Origin of the sequence: Planococcus daihaiensis (assembly GCF_049262615.1) — a bacterium.
Taxonomy (GTDB): domain Bacteria; phylum Bacillota; class Bacilli; order Bacillales_A; family Planococcaceae; genus Planococcus.
Genome location: NZ_CP175504.1, coordinates 2,393,639 through 2,410,156, shown reverse-complemented (window position 1 = coordinate 2,410,156; position 16,518 = coordinate 2,393,639). Strand labels below are relative to the sequence as shown.

General features: G+C 45.1%; 15 protein-coding genes. 3 read left to right on the top strand and 12 right to left on the bottom strand.

Going from position 1 to position 16,518, the window contains the following annotated elements:
* Window positions 1–53: 53 nt before the first annotated feature.
* Window positions 54–470 (bottom strand): cupin domain-containing protein, encoded by a 417-nt coding sequence (locus DHX103_RS11845; protein WP_422122485.1) that lies wholly within the window; start codon window positions 468–470, stop codon window positions 54–56.
* 325 nt (window positions 471–795) lie between these two features.
* Between DHX103_RS11845 and DHX103_RS11840 the strand changes: the two genes are divergently transcribed.
* A complete protein-coding gene (locus DHX103_RS11840; RefSeq protein WP_422122484.1) occupies window positions 796–1,197 on the top strand; it encodes a cbb3-type cytochrome c oxidase subunit I in 402 nt (133 codons plus the stop codon).
* A 126-nt stretch (window positions 1,198–1,323) separates the two neighbouring features.
* On the opposite strand, the gene DHX103_RS11835 is transcribed toward DHX103_RS11840, so the two are convergent.
* The 7 genes from DHX103_RS11835 to DHX103_RS11805 all read right to left on the bottom strand — a co-directional run bounded on the left by DHX103_RS11835 (window position 1,324) and on the right by DHX103_RS11805 (window position 8,176).
* Window positions 1,324–2,703, bottom strand: coding sequence for an MFS transporter (locus tag DHX103_RS11835; protein WP_422122483.1), 1,380 nt, complete (start codon window positions 2,701–2,703; stop codon window positions 1,324–1,326).
* Between the two features lie 199 nt (window positions 2,704–2,902).
* Window positions 2,903–3,361 carry a ribose 5-phosphate isomerase B gene (gene rpiB / locus DHX103_RS11830; RefSeq protein WP_422122482.1) on the bottom strand — a complete coding sequence of 153 codons (459 nt, stop codon included), beginning with the start codon at window positions 3,359–3,361 and terminating at the stop codon, window positions 2,903–2,905.
* 21 nt (window positions 3,362–3,382) lie between these two features.
* On the bottom strand, window positions 3,383–4,660 hold the full coding sequence (locus DHX103_RS11825) for a TRAP transporter large permease (protein WP_422122481.1): 1,278 nt from the start codon (window positions 4,658–4,660) through the stop codon (window positions 3,383–3,385).
* Between the two features lie 31 nt (window positions 4,661–4,691).
* Entirely contained in the window at window positions 4,692–5,189 is a 498-nt protein-coding gene (locus DHX103_RS11820) for a TRAP transporter small permease (RefSeq protein WP_422122480.1), read from the bottom strand.
* A 36-nt stretch (window positions 5,190–5,225) separates the two neighbouring features.
* Window positions 5,226–6,230, bottom strand: a complete 1,005-nt coding sequence (locus DHX103_RS11815) for a TRAP transporter substrate-binding protein (protein ID WP_422122479.1) — start codon at window positions 6,228–6,230, stop codon at window positions 5,226–5,228.
* Window positions 6,227–7,183: a ribokinase gene (gene rbsK, locus DHX103_RS11810; RefSeq protein WP_422122478.1), complete on the bottom strand. Its 957-nt coding sequence runs from the start codon at window positions 7,181–7,183 to the stop codon at window positions 6,227–6,229. The genes DHX103_RS11815 and rbsK overlap by 4 nt, the downstream gene beginning before the upstream one ends.
* A gap of 12 nt (window positions 7,184–7,195) precedes the next feature.
* On the bottom strand, window positions 7,196–8,176 hold the full coding sequence (locus tag DHX103_RS11805; protein ID WP_422122477.1) for a LacI family DNA-binding transcriptional regulator: 981 nt from the start codon (window positions 8,174–8,176) through the stop codon (window positions 7,196–7,198).
* 331 nt (window positions 8,177–8,507) lie between these two features.
* On the opposite strand from DHX103_RS11805, the gene DHX103_RS11800 reads away from it, so the two are divergent.
* Both DHX103_RS11800 and aldA read left to right on the top strand, forming a co-directional pair.
* Entirely contained in the window at window positions 8,508–9,512 is a 1,005-nt protein-coding gene (locus DHX103_RS11800) for an RNA methyltransferase (RefSeq protein WP_422122476.1), read from the top strand.
* A gap of 177 nt (window positions 9,513–9,689) precedes the next feature.
* Window positions 9,690–11,141, top strand: a complete 1,452-nt coding sequence (gene aldA, locus DHX103_RS11795; protein WP_422122475.1) for an aldehyde dehydrogenase — start codon at window positions 9,690–9,692, stop codon at window positions 11,139–11,141.
* Window positions 11,142–11,235: 94 nt separating this feature from the next.
* Here aldA and DHX103_RS11790 read toward each other — a convergent pair whose 3' ends face one another.
* The 4 genes from DHX103_RS11790 to DHX103_RS11775 all read right to left on the bottom strand — a co-directional run bounded on the left by DHX103_RS11790 (window position 11,236) and on the right by DHX103_RS11775 (window position 16,397).
* The gene (locus tag DHX103_RS11790) at window positions 11,236–11,997 is read right to left on the bottom strand and encodes a hypothetical protein (protein WP_422122474.1); all 762 of its coding nucleotides are present in this window, start codon (window positions 11,995–11,997) and stop codon (window positions 11,236–11,238) included.
* Window positions 11,998–12,001: 4 nt separating this feature from the next.
* Window positions 12,002–15,766 carry an AAA domain-containing protein gene (locus tag DHX103_RS11785; RefSeq protein WP_422122473.1) on the bottom strand — a complete coding sequence of 1,255 codons (3,765 nt, stop codon included), beginning with the start codon at window positions 15,764–15,766 and terminating at the stop codon, window positions 12,002–12,004.
* A gap of 86 nt (window positions 15,767–15,852) precedes the next feature.
* Window positions 15,853–16,047, bottom strand: a complete 195-nt coding sequence (locus DHX103_RS11780; protein ID WP_422122472.1) for a hypothetical protein — start codon at window positions 16,045–16,047, stop codon at window positions 15,853–15,855.
* Window positions 16,048–16,214: 167 nt separating this feature from the next.
* On the bottom strand, window positions 16,215–16,397 hold the full coding sequence (locus tag DHX103_RS11775; RefSeq protein WP_422122471.1) for a hypothetical protein: 183 nt from the start codon (window positions 16,395–16,397) through the stop codon (window positions 16,215–16,217).
* Between the last annotated feature and the right edge of the window lie 121 nt (window positions 16,398–16,518).

Sequence of the window (16,518 nt, the reverse complement as noted above, 5' to 3'; positions counted from 1 at the left end):
CATAAATATAGGGCATCCAAATTAATGGATGCCCTATATTTATGCATTTAATTCTATTCTTCTTCCTCTTCTGCAGCATCCGCTTCAGCTTTTGTTGTGTGGACAGTACCAGCCGGATGTTCCGGCGGTGCATAAATCGAATAGATTTTTAATAGCTCATCGCCGTTATTGGTTACGTTATGGTATTTGCCTGCTGGAATCATGATGGCAAAATCCTCTTCGGCATTTTCTTCGTACGTCAGATTATCTTCGCTATCGCCCATCTGTACGAACCCCTTGCCGTCTTCGATGCGCAGGAACTGATCGCCTTCGTGCTTTTCCAAGCCGATGTCATCACCCGGCTCCACACTCATCAATGTCACCTGCAGGTTTTCACCCGTCCAGATTGTTGTGCGGAAATTGCTGTTTTGTTCTGTAGCCTCTTCGATATTCAATACATATGGTTCTTTTCCATGGTCTTTAAAATCCATTTAAAGTTCCTCCTCTGTATTATCTTAGACATTCGTAATATACCTATAAATGTCGTTGTTCAAACCGCAATCATTCTTTCAGCAATAATTTTTTTCTGTACAATCGGCATATTATTGTTGAGAAAAGCAGGAAATACTACCCTAATCAAGAATTAAATATATAACTGAAAATGCCCCAGTCTGTCTTGGTTCAACCCACCTCTTAAGCCCCAGGGAAAGGATGGTGTTCTTCTTAAGCAGCTTGTTTTTTTTCAGCAGCGACGTTCTTCCGTATGCAGTTTAATCTGCACAAAAGCTCTAGTTTTTGGAAGGAGTCCGGAGTGAAATGGGTACAGCTTTTATCAAAATAGCGGCTGTCTATCTGTTGATTGGTATTGCGTTGGGGATTTATATGGGAATCACGGATAATTTTCAATATGGCCATTTGCATGCACACATTAATTTATTGGGATGGTCGACAACGGCGATATTTGGGGTAATCTATTATGTGTTTTCTCGAGCGGGTGATGCGAAGTTGGGAAAAATCCATTTTTGGCTCCATAATATCGGCACTCCCCTGGTTTTGCTCGGGATGTATTTGTTTTCGGTTGGACAGGAAGGAATCGCTTTTCCGATGGCAGTGGGAGGCTCACTGATTGTGCTGGCCGCCACTTTGCTATTTGTGGTTAATGTATTCACCAACCTCAAAGAGCGGCAGTCTTACGACAGGAGCCAAAAGAGCAACTGAGTAAAAGTAATAAAAAACACTTCCACCGTCGCTTTTTATTTTCAGCGAAATGGAAGTGTTTTTTATTGACCGATTTAATTCCAATTGCCCACTGACCTAGATCAGTTCATACTCAACTTTTATCGTTTATTGCTTCCGTGCCTGCAGGTCTGCAAGAATTTGCGGGTATTTTCCATCGAGTTTATACATCCACATGAGAATCGTCTGCACAATTGCCAGGAACAGTGGGATATGAATGTTGAGTGCCAGGATGACGGTCATCGCTGAATCCGTCTGGGTCTCAAGACCACCCGCATAACTGCCGAATGCCAGTGACCAGCCGATTAAAGCCCCTCCGATCCCCGCTCCCATTTTCATCCCGAAACTTGCTGCGCTGTTAACGAGGCCAGCCGTCCGGACGCCATGTTTCCATTCCCCGTATTCAACGGTATCGTTGATCATCGCATAAAGGAACATGATGATTGGCAATAAGCCGAATCCTTGAATCACCGTGCCGGTTGAAAATATCACCAGGCTGTAAGGGTCGATCATTTTAACAAGCGGACCGAAAATACCAAGGATTGAAACGAATAAAGCGATATTGCGCTTGCCGAACCTTTTCACCAGCTTTGCCATGAAAAAGAAACCGATGATGGTCGGCAGAAATAACAGGAAACCGATTAGCGAGAAGATGGTTGGGTTGCCGAAGACGTATGTAGTATAGTATAAACCGGCTCCAGCCAGAAGTGCGTTCAGCGTGTAAGCGGTCACACAATAACCTGTGATGATCAGCCAGTATTTATTCGTGAACAGTGCTTTCAACGTAATTTTCAGCGGAATATCTTTTTTAGGCTGATCCAGAGAAACAACTTCAGCCCGTTCTGTCGTTGCACGAAAAGCAAAAAAGCTTGTCAGGATGATAACCAAGCCACAGAAACCGGCAACCATCGTCCACCCTTGCGTTCCGCCAATGGCACTTGCCACGGGTTCAGCCAAGATGGTGATCACCAAGGTGCTGAGCATCGTGAAAATACCTGTGTAAATATTCAGCATGGAGCGTTTGTTCGGCTCCTGTGACATCAAACCGAGCAGCGTCTTATATGGAATCGATACTGCAGTGTACAGTAAAATCAGTAATATGTAAGTGATGGATGCGTAAATGATCTTGCCGGTTGTGCCAATATCCGGCACCGCAAACAGCAGCAGTACCGAGAGACCGAACGGCACGCCCATCCAAAGAATCCAAGGGCGCGCTTTGCCGTGCTTCGACTTCGTCCGGTCCACCAGCGTTCCCATTCCCAAATCTGTTACGCCGTCCAAAAGGCGGGCAACGAGCATCAATGTCCCGACGACACCTGCGGAAATACCGGCAACATCCGTATAATAGAATGTGAGAAACGTCCCCACCAATGTCCAGACCAGGATGACGCCGAAAAAACCCATTCCGTAACTCACCATTTCCTTATGGCCCGGAACTTCGGCCTCCATATTTCCCGTAATTATTTTCTGCCTCTCTTCTACTATCAAACAGTTTCCTCCTCAAAGAAAATCTAGTGGCCGCACAACATACCAACCAGTTGGTATTAAAATTATTGTATCCATTATTTCCAGACAATTCAATCTATTTTTGAAGGCCTAAAAAACCGCTGATCCCTTGGGTGATCAGCGGTTTTTAAAAATTCTATATAGAGCACCACTCTTTGACTGCAATGAGTGTGCCACTATATTAAGTAGAGCTCTTCAAATTACCATCCATTTCATCCAGCATTGCTACACGTTTTCTGAACTCTTCAGAAGTACTGAATTCTGCTTTCAAAAAGATTCCGATAAGTTCCTGCGCAACTGAATGGCCGACAATTTGTGCACCGATGGCCATAACATTGACATTATCGTGTTCCACGCATTGATGAGCGCTGTAGATATCGTGGCAAACTGAAGCGCGGATGCCAGGTACTTTGTTGGCAGCAATGCTTGCGCCGACGCCTGTTCCACATATCATAATGCCGCGATCCGCTTTATTATCCAAAACGGCTTGGCAAACTTTTTTTGTTATGACAGGAAAATCCACTGGATCAGTGTTGTACGAACCAAAGTCGATAATTTCGTGTCCTTCTTTTTCTAAATACTCCAATACAGAAGCTTTTAACGGAAACCCTGCATGGTCCGAACCGATTGCTAATTTCATTGAAATTCCACCTTTATCATTTTATTTTCCAAATAGTTCCGGCAACCAAAGCGTCATTTCAGGAATCATTATCACAAGAAGCAACACGGCCACGTTCGCGGAAAAAAATGGCATTACTTCTTTTACGACATCCCCCAATTTATCTTTACTGATGGATGTGACAATGAATAACACAATGCCGATCGGCGGGGTAAGCAGACCAAGCGTCAAGTTGATTACCACAATCATCGTCATTTGTATCGGGTCAATGCCGAGTGTGTCACCCAGAACCAAGATAGTCGGCAACACGATTACCAATGAAGCAATTGTTTCCATTACCGATCCCACAACGAACAAAACCAAGTTCACTAATAGAATTGCCAGAATCGGTACCACCGTAATCATCAGGATCGATTCCGAAACAGTTTGAGGAACTCGCTCCGAGGCAATAATCCAACCGTATGTAGCAGCAAAACCTACAATGATCAATACGGTACCTGTAAAGGAAGCTGTTTCGATACAAGAACGGTAAAATGCTTTGAAGTCTACGTCCCTTCTAATGACGAAACCAAGTATCATAGCTGCCAATACACCCATCGCACCTGCTTCAGTTGAAGTAAACAGACCTCCCATTATGCCATACAATACGAATGCGATAAGTAATAATTCCCATATACATCCTTTAAAACTTTCCCACACTTCGGTCATTTGAAAATCATTCGATTTAGGGAAATTTCTTTTAACGGCAATTATATATGCAGTGACCATCATGGCCAATCCCATCAAGAGCCCGGGAATGATACCCGCCAGAAACAATTGTTGAATGGACAGCCCCGCTGTTACCGCTGCAATAATGATATTAATACTTGGCGGAATAATCGGGCCAACCGTAGATGAAGCACCAGTCACAGCTGCCGCATATGCTGAAGGATAACCTTCTTTTTTCATTGCAGGGATCAAGGTTTTACCTAAACCGGCAGTATCAGCTACTGCGGTCCCTGAAATCCCTGCGAACAACATGCTTATTCCAATATTGGCGATGCCCAATCCGCCGCGGATGTACCCCACAATCGAAACCACGAAACGAATCAATCGATCCGTCGCAGTTCCCGAATTCAAAATCGCGGCCAACAATAAGTAAAAAGGAATTGCCAACAATGAAAATGAAGATAACTGAGTGGTAATCCGCTGACCAATTAAAATTGGAGGAATATCACTGAGCAAAATATAAGACAGTGAAGATAAACCGATTACTACAAATATGGGAAAACGCAAAGCCAATAAGATAAAGAACAGCAGAACCATTACAAGCAATGCCACAACATACCCCTCCTTTCATCAGAGGATTAAATCAATTTTCATTTTCCGCTACTATTCTTTTATCTTTTCGCTTGCCGATTGAATCAATTAGCAATTTAGCGTAATAGTAGAACATTATGGCTAAGCCGGAAAAAATACTGATTTGGATCCAAAACATGGATATATTCAATCTGGCAGTGAAAGCATTTCTGCCTTCCCATGCCAGTTGGAAACTGACCCAGGCGATAACCGCCAAAAACACACAAATAACTGCATAAACAAAAATCTCTGTTGCTCTCCTTAAGTTTTCAGGAAGTTTTTCTACAACATAATCCATTGCGATATGTGTATTACGTCCGGCAGCTATTCCTGCACCGACGTTAACCAGCCATATCAAAAGCAGTGTTGCTACTTCCTCCCCACTCCACACAGGAATTGTATCGAGGAATTTTCTTGAAAACACTTGAACGAACATGATAAAGACCAAGGAAACGACAAGGATAAAAGCAATAAATTCCAGTACTGTTATGAAATCAAGTTTTTTTCTCATTATCTTCCCCCTAAAAGAGGGAAATCCCCCCCAGAATTATTGAACAGATTGTACTTTTTCAATCCATTCCTGCATTACTTCGTCATATCCCGAATAAGCTTGTGATGCTGCTTCAGCAAATGATGCTGTATCAACTTCCGTAATTTCAACTCCTGCTTCTTCGAGCCCGGCATAAGCCGCTTCCAATTCTTCTACATGCAATTCGCTTTCAAATTCTTTTGTTTCTTGAGCGGCTTCGTCCAATGCAGTTCTTTGTTCTTCTGACAATTCTTCATAGATCTTGTTGCTCATAATCAGGTAAGCTGCTTGATATTGGTGATTCGATAATGTGATGTAATCCTGAACTTCATAGAATTTATCCGAATAGATTTGTGTAAGCGGGTTTTCTTGAGCGTCAATAACATTTTGTTGTAACGCTGAGTAAACTTCAGAAATTGGCATTGTTACAACTCTGGCACCCATTGCTTCAAATGCAGGTGGAGCTGTTGGTGATTCAGGAACACGAATATTCATTCCCTGTAAATCTTCCACAGTTTCAATTTTTTTATTGCTTGAAATCTGTCTTGGTGCTCTCATGAAATAAGTAAGTGGTTTGAATCCTTCATCAACCATCAGATTATTTAATTCGTCACCGGACTCACTTGTCAGGAACTTGTTTAAATGCTCTTCGCCTTCAAACAAGTATGGAATCCCAAAAATCCCGATTTCTTCAACCCATGCGGATACTGGCTCCAAACTCACTGTGCCACCCATTGTACCGATTCCCATACCTTCCAATGCCTCACGTTGAGTTCCTAATGAGGCCGAATCATGAACTTCAACTATTACACTGCCATCAGTTTTTTCTTCCACCAAGCGCGCAAATTCGTTTGTAGCTTTTACCCAAATATGCGAAGCTGGTTGATCCAGTGAAAATGTGATTGTTGTTGGATCTTCAGAAGTACCGCCCGAAGAAGATTCTGCAGAATTAGAATCAGACCCACATGCCCCCAAAACCAGACTTCCTGCAATTGCGAATGTTAGCAATGATAATTTTTTCATAATGATACTCCCCTTTGTAATTTATTGGTTTTTGTAACGCATTCTTCAACTTCTGTAAATGATGGCATCCCCGTTTGTGCCCCGTGTTTTGTTACGGAAATGGCAGCGGCTGTATTAGCAAACACAATGGCTTTTTCCATATCCTTGAACCGGATTAAAGCAAATGCCAATGCGCCGTTAAATGTATCTCCTGCGCCGGTCGTATCTACAGGCTTTACAGCTATCCCTTGAATATGATGAATATCCTGTTCTTTTCGGCTTCGGAAGCTGACTCCATCCTTGCCTCTGGTTACAATTATATTTTCAATCTTTTTGCTGAATAAATAATCGAACTCTCTATTTATATCTGTTCCATCCAACTTGCATTCTTTTGTTAACTCTTCCAACTCGCTGATGTTCGGAGTTAAATACGTTACTTTTTCCAAATCCTCATCGTTCAGGACAGTGGCTGGTGCTGGATTCAATATTGTTGGAATTCGATGTTTCTGTGCTATTTCCAGTACAGTTCTTACAACTTCCAAAGGAATCTCCAATTGAATGATTATAATGTCCGAATTCGAGATGATTGATTCCTTTTCGTGAATGTAAGCTGGAGTCAATTCGTGATTTGCACCTGGAATTACTGTGATTTTATTATCTTCTTTCGTAACTGCAATTGAAGCTATTCCGGTTGGAGCTTTCTGTGTTTGCAAAAGTCCTGCCATATCAATTTTTTCTTTTGCCATTTGGACTCTAATAAGTTCACCGTGCACATCTTGCCCTACAGCAGCAATCAGTGATACTTCCGCACCCAGTCTGGCAGCAGCAACGGCCTGGTTGGCACCTTTACCACCAACGTACTGGGCAAAATCTTGCCCTAAAATTGTTTCACCACTTTCGGGGAAGCGCTCTGATCGGATGACAAAGTCTACGTTTGCACTTCCGACAACGGTTATTTTGGGGGCATCTAACATATTGGAATTCACCTACCTTTTTGTTGATTCTCTCTCGATAATCTTGATTTCCAACTCTCTCACAACATTTTCTGTTAGAGTGCCCTCAATTTGGTCAATAATAATGGATGTAGCTACTAAGCCCATCTCTATAATTGGCTGGGCAATGGTAGTGAGTTCCGGAATAGTGATTTTCGAAAAGTTGATTCCATCAAATCCGATGACAGCTATTTCTTCTGGTACCTTGCGCTTAAGAGAATGTAAAGCCTTTAAGCATCCAACTGCCATAAGATCATTGCCGGCAAATATACCATCAATATCGGGATTTCCCTGCAAAAGTTTGATTGTGGCAGAAAATCCTGATTCAATTTCATAATTTCCGTTTTCTATCAAACTTTCGGCGAACCATTTCTGCTCTTTCGCAACATCCAAGTATCCTTGTAAGCGCTGCTTTGCAGTGACGATAGACAATGGACCACAAATATGAGCTATCTTCTTGCATCCATGATCCAGTAAATGATTCATAGCCAGGATGGCTCCGTCATAATTTTTCGAAGTTACGGAAGAAATATGCTCTTCCATAACGCGGTCAATTAGGACGACCGGAACTTTAATGCGGGACAATTGCTCCGGAGAAAAAGTATTGGAGGCCATGATCAGGCCATCAATAAATTTTTGTTCCAGCATCTGGACATGCTCGATTTCATTTTGCTGATCTTCATAGGAGTTGCAGAGAATTACGGTGTATCCTTTTTCCTTTGCAACCTGCTCTACACCTTTGGCCAATTCAGCAAAAAATGGGTTGGTAATATCCGGCAGCAGCAGCCCTATGGTTCGGGTTTTCTTATTATTTAAACTGATGGCTATGGAATTTGGAACATAGTCCATCTCCTTGATTACCTGCAGCACTTTTTCTCTTGTGGATTCCTTTACATAGCCGTTTCCGTTTAACACTCTGGATACGGTCGCTACCGAAATTCCTGCTTGCTTTGCAACTTCCTTTATCGTTGCCATATCACACCCCCTGCTTGAACTCTGAGTAATGAAAATTTTAAAACAACTTTGTGGTACCGGTTACATGTTTGAGTTTTAAAAAAGCAACCTTTATGTAACCGGTTACATTTCTGTATATTGAAACTATAACTTTGTTTAGATTATTTTGTCAACAATATTTTGATTAATTTTTATACACTGGTTTTAATCCCGCCGTAATTATTAGACTTTATTCTAAAAGAATTAGTTATGTGCCCATATATACTATCCCTTACCCACATGATTTCCCCCTATTATTGGTATACTTATTCTAAGCAACTTAGAGAATGCAAGAAATAAAGGACGGGATGAATTGAAACGAGTAACGCCGACAGGTGAATATATCTATACATTCGCATATACAGAAGATGAAAAAGAGCTCTGCAAAATGGAAATGCGCGCTTTTTTTGGCAAGGATACAGATAAGAAAATCATAAAGAATGTTCATGGCTTTGCCCCGAGCAGAAGTCCGTTCATCAAAGAACGGATTGAAGTGTTGTTTGAAGCTGCAGAACTGGACGATATCTTAGCGCAAGCAGCAGAAATCGATATGGACACCGCCACATTTAAAGTGATTTTCCTGAAAATTAATGGATTGGCTTTAGCCGATAAAGTGGATTTTGACGACAAACGCCAGATTGAACGGCAAATCGGCGCGGCCATCACAGGAGAAGCGGATGTCCACAATCCGGATGTCACTTTCGGTTTGATCCCATTCGGTGGTCGCTGGTATTTCGGAAAATATCAGCAAAGTGAATCTGTTTGGTTCCGCCATCAGCAAAAACCGCGGGAGTATTCCACAGCGCTGAGTACGAAAGTGGCACGCGCCATCGCCAATATCGCGGTTCCAGACCCTGCCGGCGTTAAGGCAATTGATCCGTGCTGCGGCATTGGAACGGTGCTGGTTGAAGCCTTGTCGATGGGAATCGACATTGTCGGGCGGGACATCAATCCGCTTGTCGTCGATGGTTCGCGGGAAAACATCGCTCATTTCGGATTGACCGGAAATGTGGAGTTGGGGCCGATCGCTGACATCATACAACAATACGACGTCGCCATCATCGACATGCCCTATAACCTTTATACGCATGTGACGCCCGCTGAACAGCTGGACATTCTGAAGCACGCACAGCCTTTCACGGAAAAACTGATCGTCGTGACCATTGAATCGATCGACCATATGATCGAAGAAGCCGGCTTTACCATCATCGACCGCTGCATCGCGAAAAAAGCTTTATTCCTGCGGGAGATCCTAGTGTGTGAGCGAACTGCTCAACCGGCCGAGTCTACGCAATCGATTGCGAAAAGTGAAGCATGAAGTAGGAAACAGAAATATAAACACAAAAGTCTCCCGGACGCCTTTGTCCGGGAGATTTTTTTATCTCAGATTCCCTCCATTCTCCTGCTCCAAGCGCTCCTCTTGTCTTGAGTCATTCGTTTAACACTTCGGACAGGGGGAAAAGAAACTATAAACGATAAATTAGGAGGAACTGATTTGCAAAAACATCAATTGTATGTGAACGGCAAATATATAGATTCCACTGGAGATGACTGGATCGACGTCATTAACCCTGCCACTGAAGAAATTATTTCACAAATACCAAAAGGCAATGAGAAGGATGTTGATAAAGCGGTAGAATCAGCTTTCCAGGCGCAACAGGCATGGGAACTGACCCCCAACATCGAACGCGGGAAAATCGTTCGAAGGCTGGGCGATGAAATTGCCAAAAAACGGGATACGTTCATCGACCTGCTTCAGGAAGAACAAGGAAAAGATTATGAACTGGCAAGCGGCGAAGTTGATCTCGCCATCGATTATTTCCGTTATATGTCTGAATGGGCACGAAGAATCGAAGGCGAAATCGTGCCGAGTGACCGCCCCAACGAAAATATCTTCATTTATAAAAAGCCGATCGGCGTTGTCGCCGGTATTATTCCGTGGAACTTTCCGGTTTTTATTTTAGCCCGGAAAGTTGCTACCGCTTTAGTGACCGGCTGCACGATTGTCATTAAGCCCAGCCAGCAGACGCCGAATACAGCCATGGAATTCACGAAAATTATCGATGCGATGGATGATATTCCTGCCGGTGTTTATAATGTTGTGACGGGAACCGGTTCCGAAATCGGCAATGCGCTGGCCGCTCATAAAAAAGTCCAATTGATCACGATGACCGGAAGCGTGGAGGCTGGAACGAAAGTGATGGAAGCTGCAGCCCAAAACATCACCAAAGTCAATCTGGAATTAGGCGGCAAAGCACCGGCAATTGTGACCCAAAATGCCGACCTCGATCTTGCGGCTAAGGCTATCACCACTTCACGGCTCGCAAATGCCGGACAGGCCTGTACAAACGCCGAACGCCTTTATGTGCACGAAAGTGTCGCCGAGGAATTGACCGAAAAGCTGATTCAGGCGTTTGAATCGAAAAAACTAGGCAATCCGCGGAAAGATAAAAATGTTGAAATGGGGCCATTAATCAGCCAAGACCGGCTTGAAACGGTTGAAAGTATGGTCAAACAAGCAGTTGCACAAGGCGCTGCAGTCGCTACAGGCGGCGAGCGGACAGATATCGAATCCGGATTTTTCTACAAACCGACGATTCTGACCAATGTGTCGCACGATTCGGAAATTATTCGCGAAGAAATTTTCGGTCCCGTCCTGCCGATCACCACTTTCAAAACATTGGATGAAGCGATCGAAAAAGCAAATGATACCATATTCGGGTTATCATCTTCCGTGTATACCGATGACCTGAACGAAGCAATGCGGGTCGTCAACGAAATGAAATTCGGAGAGACTTACGTCAACCGTGAAAATTTCGAAGCTGTTCAAGGCTACCATGCCGGCATGCGCCAATCAGGACTTGGCGGTGCCGATGGCAAGCACGGCATGGAAGACTTTCTGGCTACACAAGTGGTTTACATGCAATATAAAAACGCTAAACAGTAATTACTATCAGAAAAGGTGTGGAAACGGCAAACGTTTCCACACCTTTTTTCATTTAAATTCCGCTTGCCCAAAATAACGACAGAGCATATTAAAATTACACCTTTTCGGCAGCTTCAACTTCCGCTTCCATCGACACACGCCAGTCCACAAGTTCCCGCTCTTCTATTTGCTTCTCCAGCGTTTCATCCCATTCCCGTGTTCCGCCATTCCAGACGCGGGCAAAAAAAACATCCTGTTTCTGGTCGTATAGCTGAAATTCGATACAAGCCACGTAGTCGGTATCGAGTTCTTCAAAGTCAGAAATTCCCGAGACAAGAATTTGGAAATTCTCCTCTGTCGAGTCCATTTCTTTAGCAAGAAGTTCAAGCATGGGCTCTCTTTCCGCGCTCTTTTCCACCGCATAGCGGTATACCGCAAGCCCTTCATCAGCCGGCGGACGTTCATCTTCTACCAATCGGTAGTCGTCATGAACTGCACTATAAAAAATCTGTGCCTGTCCGCCGTCCAGCGCTTCTTCGAAAATACCTTTTTCGAGATAATCATAGCCTTTCGGCGTCAGCACATAGCCCTTCTTTCCAAGCAGAGTCAAGCCCGTGCGCTGCATCTTGTCGATCAAGTCGCTGATGAAGAGCTCTTCCACAGACAGCATCTCGGCAAGGGTGGCGGCACGGCGAATTTCCGATTGCTGAAACGCAAACAACAGCATCTTCATCAGAATATCCATCTTCAGCCGCTTGACCCGATCGTACGACACATCCACAACAACAATCGGCAATCGCCAAACAGCTGTGTTCCGGATCGACACATCCGGATTCTGTGCTGCACTTGCGCCGAGTTTTTTTATCAGCTCTTCCATCCCTTCACCCCTTCTGCAAGACTTTCAAACCGTTTTTCTTTTCAACCGTTTCAAGTACGTGTCGATACATCCGTTTGGTTTCCTCTTTTTTCGCCCGCTTCGTGAACATATCCGAACTGCCGATCATCACCAATAATTGTTTGGCGCGCGACAAGGCAACATTCAGCCGGCGGTAATCTTTGGCAAAGCCGATGTCGCCGTGATTGTTTTGGTTATTGCGCACCATGCTCAGCAGGATGATTTCCATTTCACTGCCCTGGAAGCGATCGACGGTGCCCGTGCGGATCGTCAAATGCGGCAAGCGCAATTCCTGGTCGATCATGCGCTGCAGGCGTTTCACCTGTTCACCGTAGAACGAAATGACGCCAACCGTTTTCAGTTCATCAGGCTCGATGCGACCGGCTTCTTTCGCTTCCGCAACAGCGCCGTTCAGTTCCACCAGCAAGCGGCTGATTTCCTGCAGCTCTGCCGGATTGTACAAACTTTTCCCGCCGCTCATCCGTTCCTCGAAATACGCTGGTTCATTCGGCAAATCGAGCCACATCAAGTGGTTGCTGCGTTTTACACCGGGTGATTCCAGGAAGTGATCGCGCTCCCGGTCCGAATCCGCCAACCCGCATTGCAATTGGTCGTTGTCGAATTTATAGAACGGCGAAATCGTCTCCATGATGTCTTCGTGCATCCGGTATTGAATCGCCAGCATCGTCTTGTTCGACTCCGGCAAGTTTTTGTACAAACGTTCAAACAGCGACTCTTCCAGCAGCTTCTCAAGTTCCCGCTTTTCCTCAAAGCCGCTGTTCTCTTTGATCATTTCCTCAAGCGTTTCTTCCAGCGTGTCGTTGCCGAGCAGCGGCGGCAATTGGTGATGGTCGCCGACGAGAATGATTTTCTTGCCTTTCAGCATCGGCAGCAACAATTCCGGCGGTGTCGCTTTCGACACTTCGTCGATGATCACAACATCAAATTCCGGGTAATTATCAATAAAATCCTTGCGCGCCGAAGCAACGCATGTCGTCCCGATGACATTGGCATGCTTGATATACAATTTGCGGATCTCATCCAAATCATGGTCATTGGCATCTGCCAATAACGTCAGCCACTTCTGCTGAATCGTTTGCATCAGCGGCAAATTTTTCAGTTCCTGCTTGAGCGATTCCTTGTCGAATGACAGACTGGCGACCCTTTTCGCCGTTGTTTCGTATTCGGCTTCCGGATCGGAAGACAGGATTGCTAGGAGTGCATCCCTCTCCTTTTCATGGTTCGCGATGCGTTCCTGCACCTGCGCGAGTACCGCATTGATTTCACCCATTCTATTCTGGATGATGCCAAGCGCATCGGTTTCCTGCAGCTGTTCCCTTTGCAGTTGTTCCAGACGCTGGCCGAGCTGCTCAAAAGAAGCTTTGTCTTTTTCAAGCTCCTCCACTTCCACTTTCTGCTCACGAATGGCCGCTTCAATATCAGCCGGAATGTCGATAGTGACCGCCAATTGTCCTGCGCGCCGTCCAAGAGCATCCAGTTCCTGTTGCATTCCGTCCAGTTCTTCAGACCATTCTCTGTCCAAAGCAGTCGAATGTTGTTGCTGTTTCAACAGTTCTGCGCCGAGTGCTCCTTTTAATTCCTGAAATGCCCGCTTGGAATTATCGATGTAGACGTCAGACGGTTTCAGCTCCGCGCCTCTTCGCCATAGTTCGTTTTGCCGCTTATACAAACCGGTTAATGCTTTTCCAAGTGCTGCAGAATCGACGCTCGGCGAACTCTTCAGAAATGCACGCAGCTTCTCCAAAAACTGTTCAATATCGGACAGCGTGAATGCTTCCCCGCTGGTCACCGCGTTTTCTCTCACTTTTTCAAGGTCAATGCCGGCAGGTGCCAGCAATTTCTCCACATACGCGATGGCCGCTGTTAAGCTGGCATTCAATTTCTCCAGCTGTTTCCGTTCTTTCATCTTGTCCCGGATCATATCCAATTTCCCCATGGAATACGTGATGGCCGTTGTTTCTTCAATCTGTTGCTGCGCCATCAGCTCCAGCAAGCCGTCCACTTTTTTGATGCTTTCAATAGCTTCAAGGGCTCCCACTTTATCGCCAATGGAATCGCGCACTTTTTTAAGCTTTTCCCTAATAACGTCAATTTCCCGTTTCTTGTCTGCCAGTTCTTCTGCCAGCTGTTTTTCTTGACGCGCTTGTTCGAGCTGCTTGATCAACGATCCGACACGCTCCAGTTCCTGCTGGTACCAGTCGAGCGTTTTGCCGCTTTCAAGGAGCGCCTGGTCTTTGGCAATCGCTGTTGCAAGCTTTGCGAGTTTTTGTTCGCTCTCCTGCTCTTCCTGCTGGGATTGTGCCCTTTGGAGTTCGAACGCTTCGAGTTTATGCCGCTCTTTATCCAACAAGTTTTCAATGTCTTTTTGTTTCACGGCCGCATCTTTTTTATCCGCCACGGCTTGCTTTAGGCCTTCAAAGACCGGCTGCAATTCCGCATACGCCCGTTCGGTCACTTCGAGTTTTTCTGCCAGCTCCACTTCGCGCTTTTTGCGCATTTCGTATTGTGCTGTGATTTCCTTTAACGTACTGTCTTTCCAATACTGGCCCACGTTTTCTTCGATGAATTTCTTGCCTTCTTCTTCGATGCTTTCGGTGCGTCCGACACGCAGAATGCGAATATCTTTATTGGACAATAAACGCCCGAGCGCATTATCGACTGCGAGATTCGACTGCGAGGCGACAAGCGTCCGCATTCCCTTTTTTGCGTTCTGCAAACAGATTTCCGAAATAACGGTGGTCTTGCCCGTTCCCGGCGGCCCTTGGATGACGTACAAATCTTCCGCCGCAATCGCCCCCGACACGGCCTGTTGCTGAAACTCGTTCAGCCGGTTGTGATACGTCAACTTCTCCAATGCTTTCAGTGGTGCCACGTTCGGCTTCTCTTCGAATAGGAGGCGGTCAAGCTGCGGATTTACCGCCAGCCCTTTCTCCAGATTCGTAAAGCCCTGGCGCAGTCTGCGGATTTGGCTTAACGCTGCGAAATTGCTGAAGACCACTTCTCTTTTGGCAAGGTTATGCCCTTTCTCCCGCAGCTGTTTGATGATGTATGTATTCAGTTCGATTTCAACGATTCTTTTTGAAGCCTTCATAACCGTACCGACATCTCCGTCGATTCCGGTGAGCCGCACGCTTAAATTGCGCAGCGACTTCCATTCCTTGTCGTTCATCTGGCATCCCGTCAATGTGATGCGGCTGAAGTCATGGCTGAACGCGAGGTTCGAGTACGCCGATTTGATATCAGGAATATCCATCCCCTGTTCCTGGATCTTCAAATAGCCTTCCCAGCTGGAAATCCGTTTTTTGACATACTCCGATCGCTCTTTTGCCGGCGTCATACGGTTGATCAAATTGATGAACGCGACCGGCACCGGATCGCGCGAATCCGTAAAAATGACCGACTCTTCCCGCTGCCAGTTGGTGCCGATCGCCTGATAAGCTTTTCGCAGCGTCACATTCGCCACCAGCAATTGATGGTTGCGGAATACGCAATGGAGAACGATTACGCCATCCACATTGTCCGCCACACGCCGCGCTTCCTCCGGTCCCAAAAACAGCGCAACCGAAAGAGAGCCATCCGCGCCAGACGGATAGCGTTCCATAAACACCTTGAACGGCTTCGCCCCATTAAAAAACGAGCGCTCGCTGATGCCGAACCCTCTCATTTTTTCTGAAGCGGTTTTGGTTATTCTGATTGACGTTTTATATGTATTTATCGCTGTCTGAACCATTCCATCACCTGTTCTAAAATCTGAAAATATTAATTCTGCGACCATACAAAGTTCGGCCTGCAAGATTTCATTATCTTCTAATCATATCATCTATTCGGCCATGCCATAACAATAAAATAACAGGCAAAAGGTTCATTTTCTGTTTTGGGACGTGGTCGATTGAGAATCTCAATTTCTTTTATTCTTTTCGCTTTTCGCCCGCGAAAAGCATCCATTTGTCTTTCGACCTTAACTTTTAAAGTGATTTTGATCAAAATAAAGCTTTTTCGAGCTTCTTGCACCGCTTTTCCTCATTATGAGAACGCCGTTCAAGCGAATATCGGCGTTCAGGAAATTATTCCGGCGCTCAAAAAGTTATTCCGGCGTTCAGCACATTCTGACGTTTTTTCGCAAGTTTCGCCCTCGAAAAGCATCCATGAAAAAAGCGCTGCAATGTGCAGCGCTCCTTTTACTTCTTCGTTTTCTCTTTGATCTTATTCGCAACTTCGTCTTTCATGACCATCGCTTTTTCTTTATATGTCGTGGCTTTTTCTTTATAATCGTCTTTGTTTTCTTCCCAATGCGCTTTGCCTTTTTCAACCGACTTGTCTTTTATTGCGTTCAGTTTGTCCAAAAATGCCATTTCGATCATCCTTTCGTTCTCCTCACTGCAAAAGTGGTAAGTGAACTGCGTTAAGCATAACCTTTTTATGGACCATTGTCTAAAAGCTGATTTCCCTTTTCTGTGAACCGTTCAATCAGATAGCAGGCTC

Excerpts from the sequence above, each read along its gene's own strand:
- DHX103_RS11845 (WP_422122485.1), bottom strand. The coding sequence starts at position 470 with ATGGATTTTAAAGACCATGGAAAAGAACCATATGTATTGAATATCGAA.
- DHX103_RS11840 (WP_422122484.1), top strand. The coding sequence starts at position 796 with ATGGGTACAGCTTTTATCAAAATAGCGGCTGTCTATCTGTTGATTGGT.
- rpiB (WP_422122482.1), bottom strand. The coding sequence starts at position 3,361 with ATGAAATTAGCAATCGGTTCGGACCATGCAGGGTTTCCGTTAAAAGCT.
- DHX103_RS11820 (WP_422122480.1), bottom strand. The coding sequence starts at position 5,189 with ATGAGAAAAAAACTTGATTTCATAACAGTACTGGAATTTATTGCTTTT.
- DHX103_RS11815 (WP_422122479.1), bottom strand. The coding sequence starts at position 6,230 with ATGAAAAAATTATCATTGCTAACATTCGCAATTGCAGGAAGTCTGGTT.
- rbsK (WP_422122478.1), bottom strand. The coding sequence starts at position 7,183 with ATGTTAGATGCCCCCAAAATAACCGTTGTCGGAAGTGCAAACGTAGAC.
- DHX103_RS11805 (WP_422122477.1), bottom strand. The coding sequence starts at position 8,176 with ATGGCAACGATAAAGGAAGTTGCAAAGCAAGCAGGAATTTCGGTAGCG.
- DHX103_RS11790 (WP_422122474.1), bottom strand. The coding sequence starts at position 11,997 with ATGGAAGAGCTGATAAAAAAACTCGGCGCAAGTGCAGCACAGAATCCG.
- DHX103_RS11785 (WP_422122473.1), bottom strand. The coding sequence starts at position 15,766 with ATGGTTCAGACAGCGATAAATACATATAAAACGTCAATCAGAATAACC.
- DHX103_RS11775 (WP_422122471.1), bottom strand. The coding sequence starts at position 16,397 with ATGATCGAAATGGCATTTTTGGACAAACTGAACGCAATAAAAGACAAG.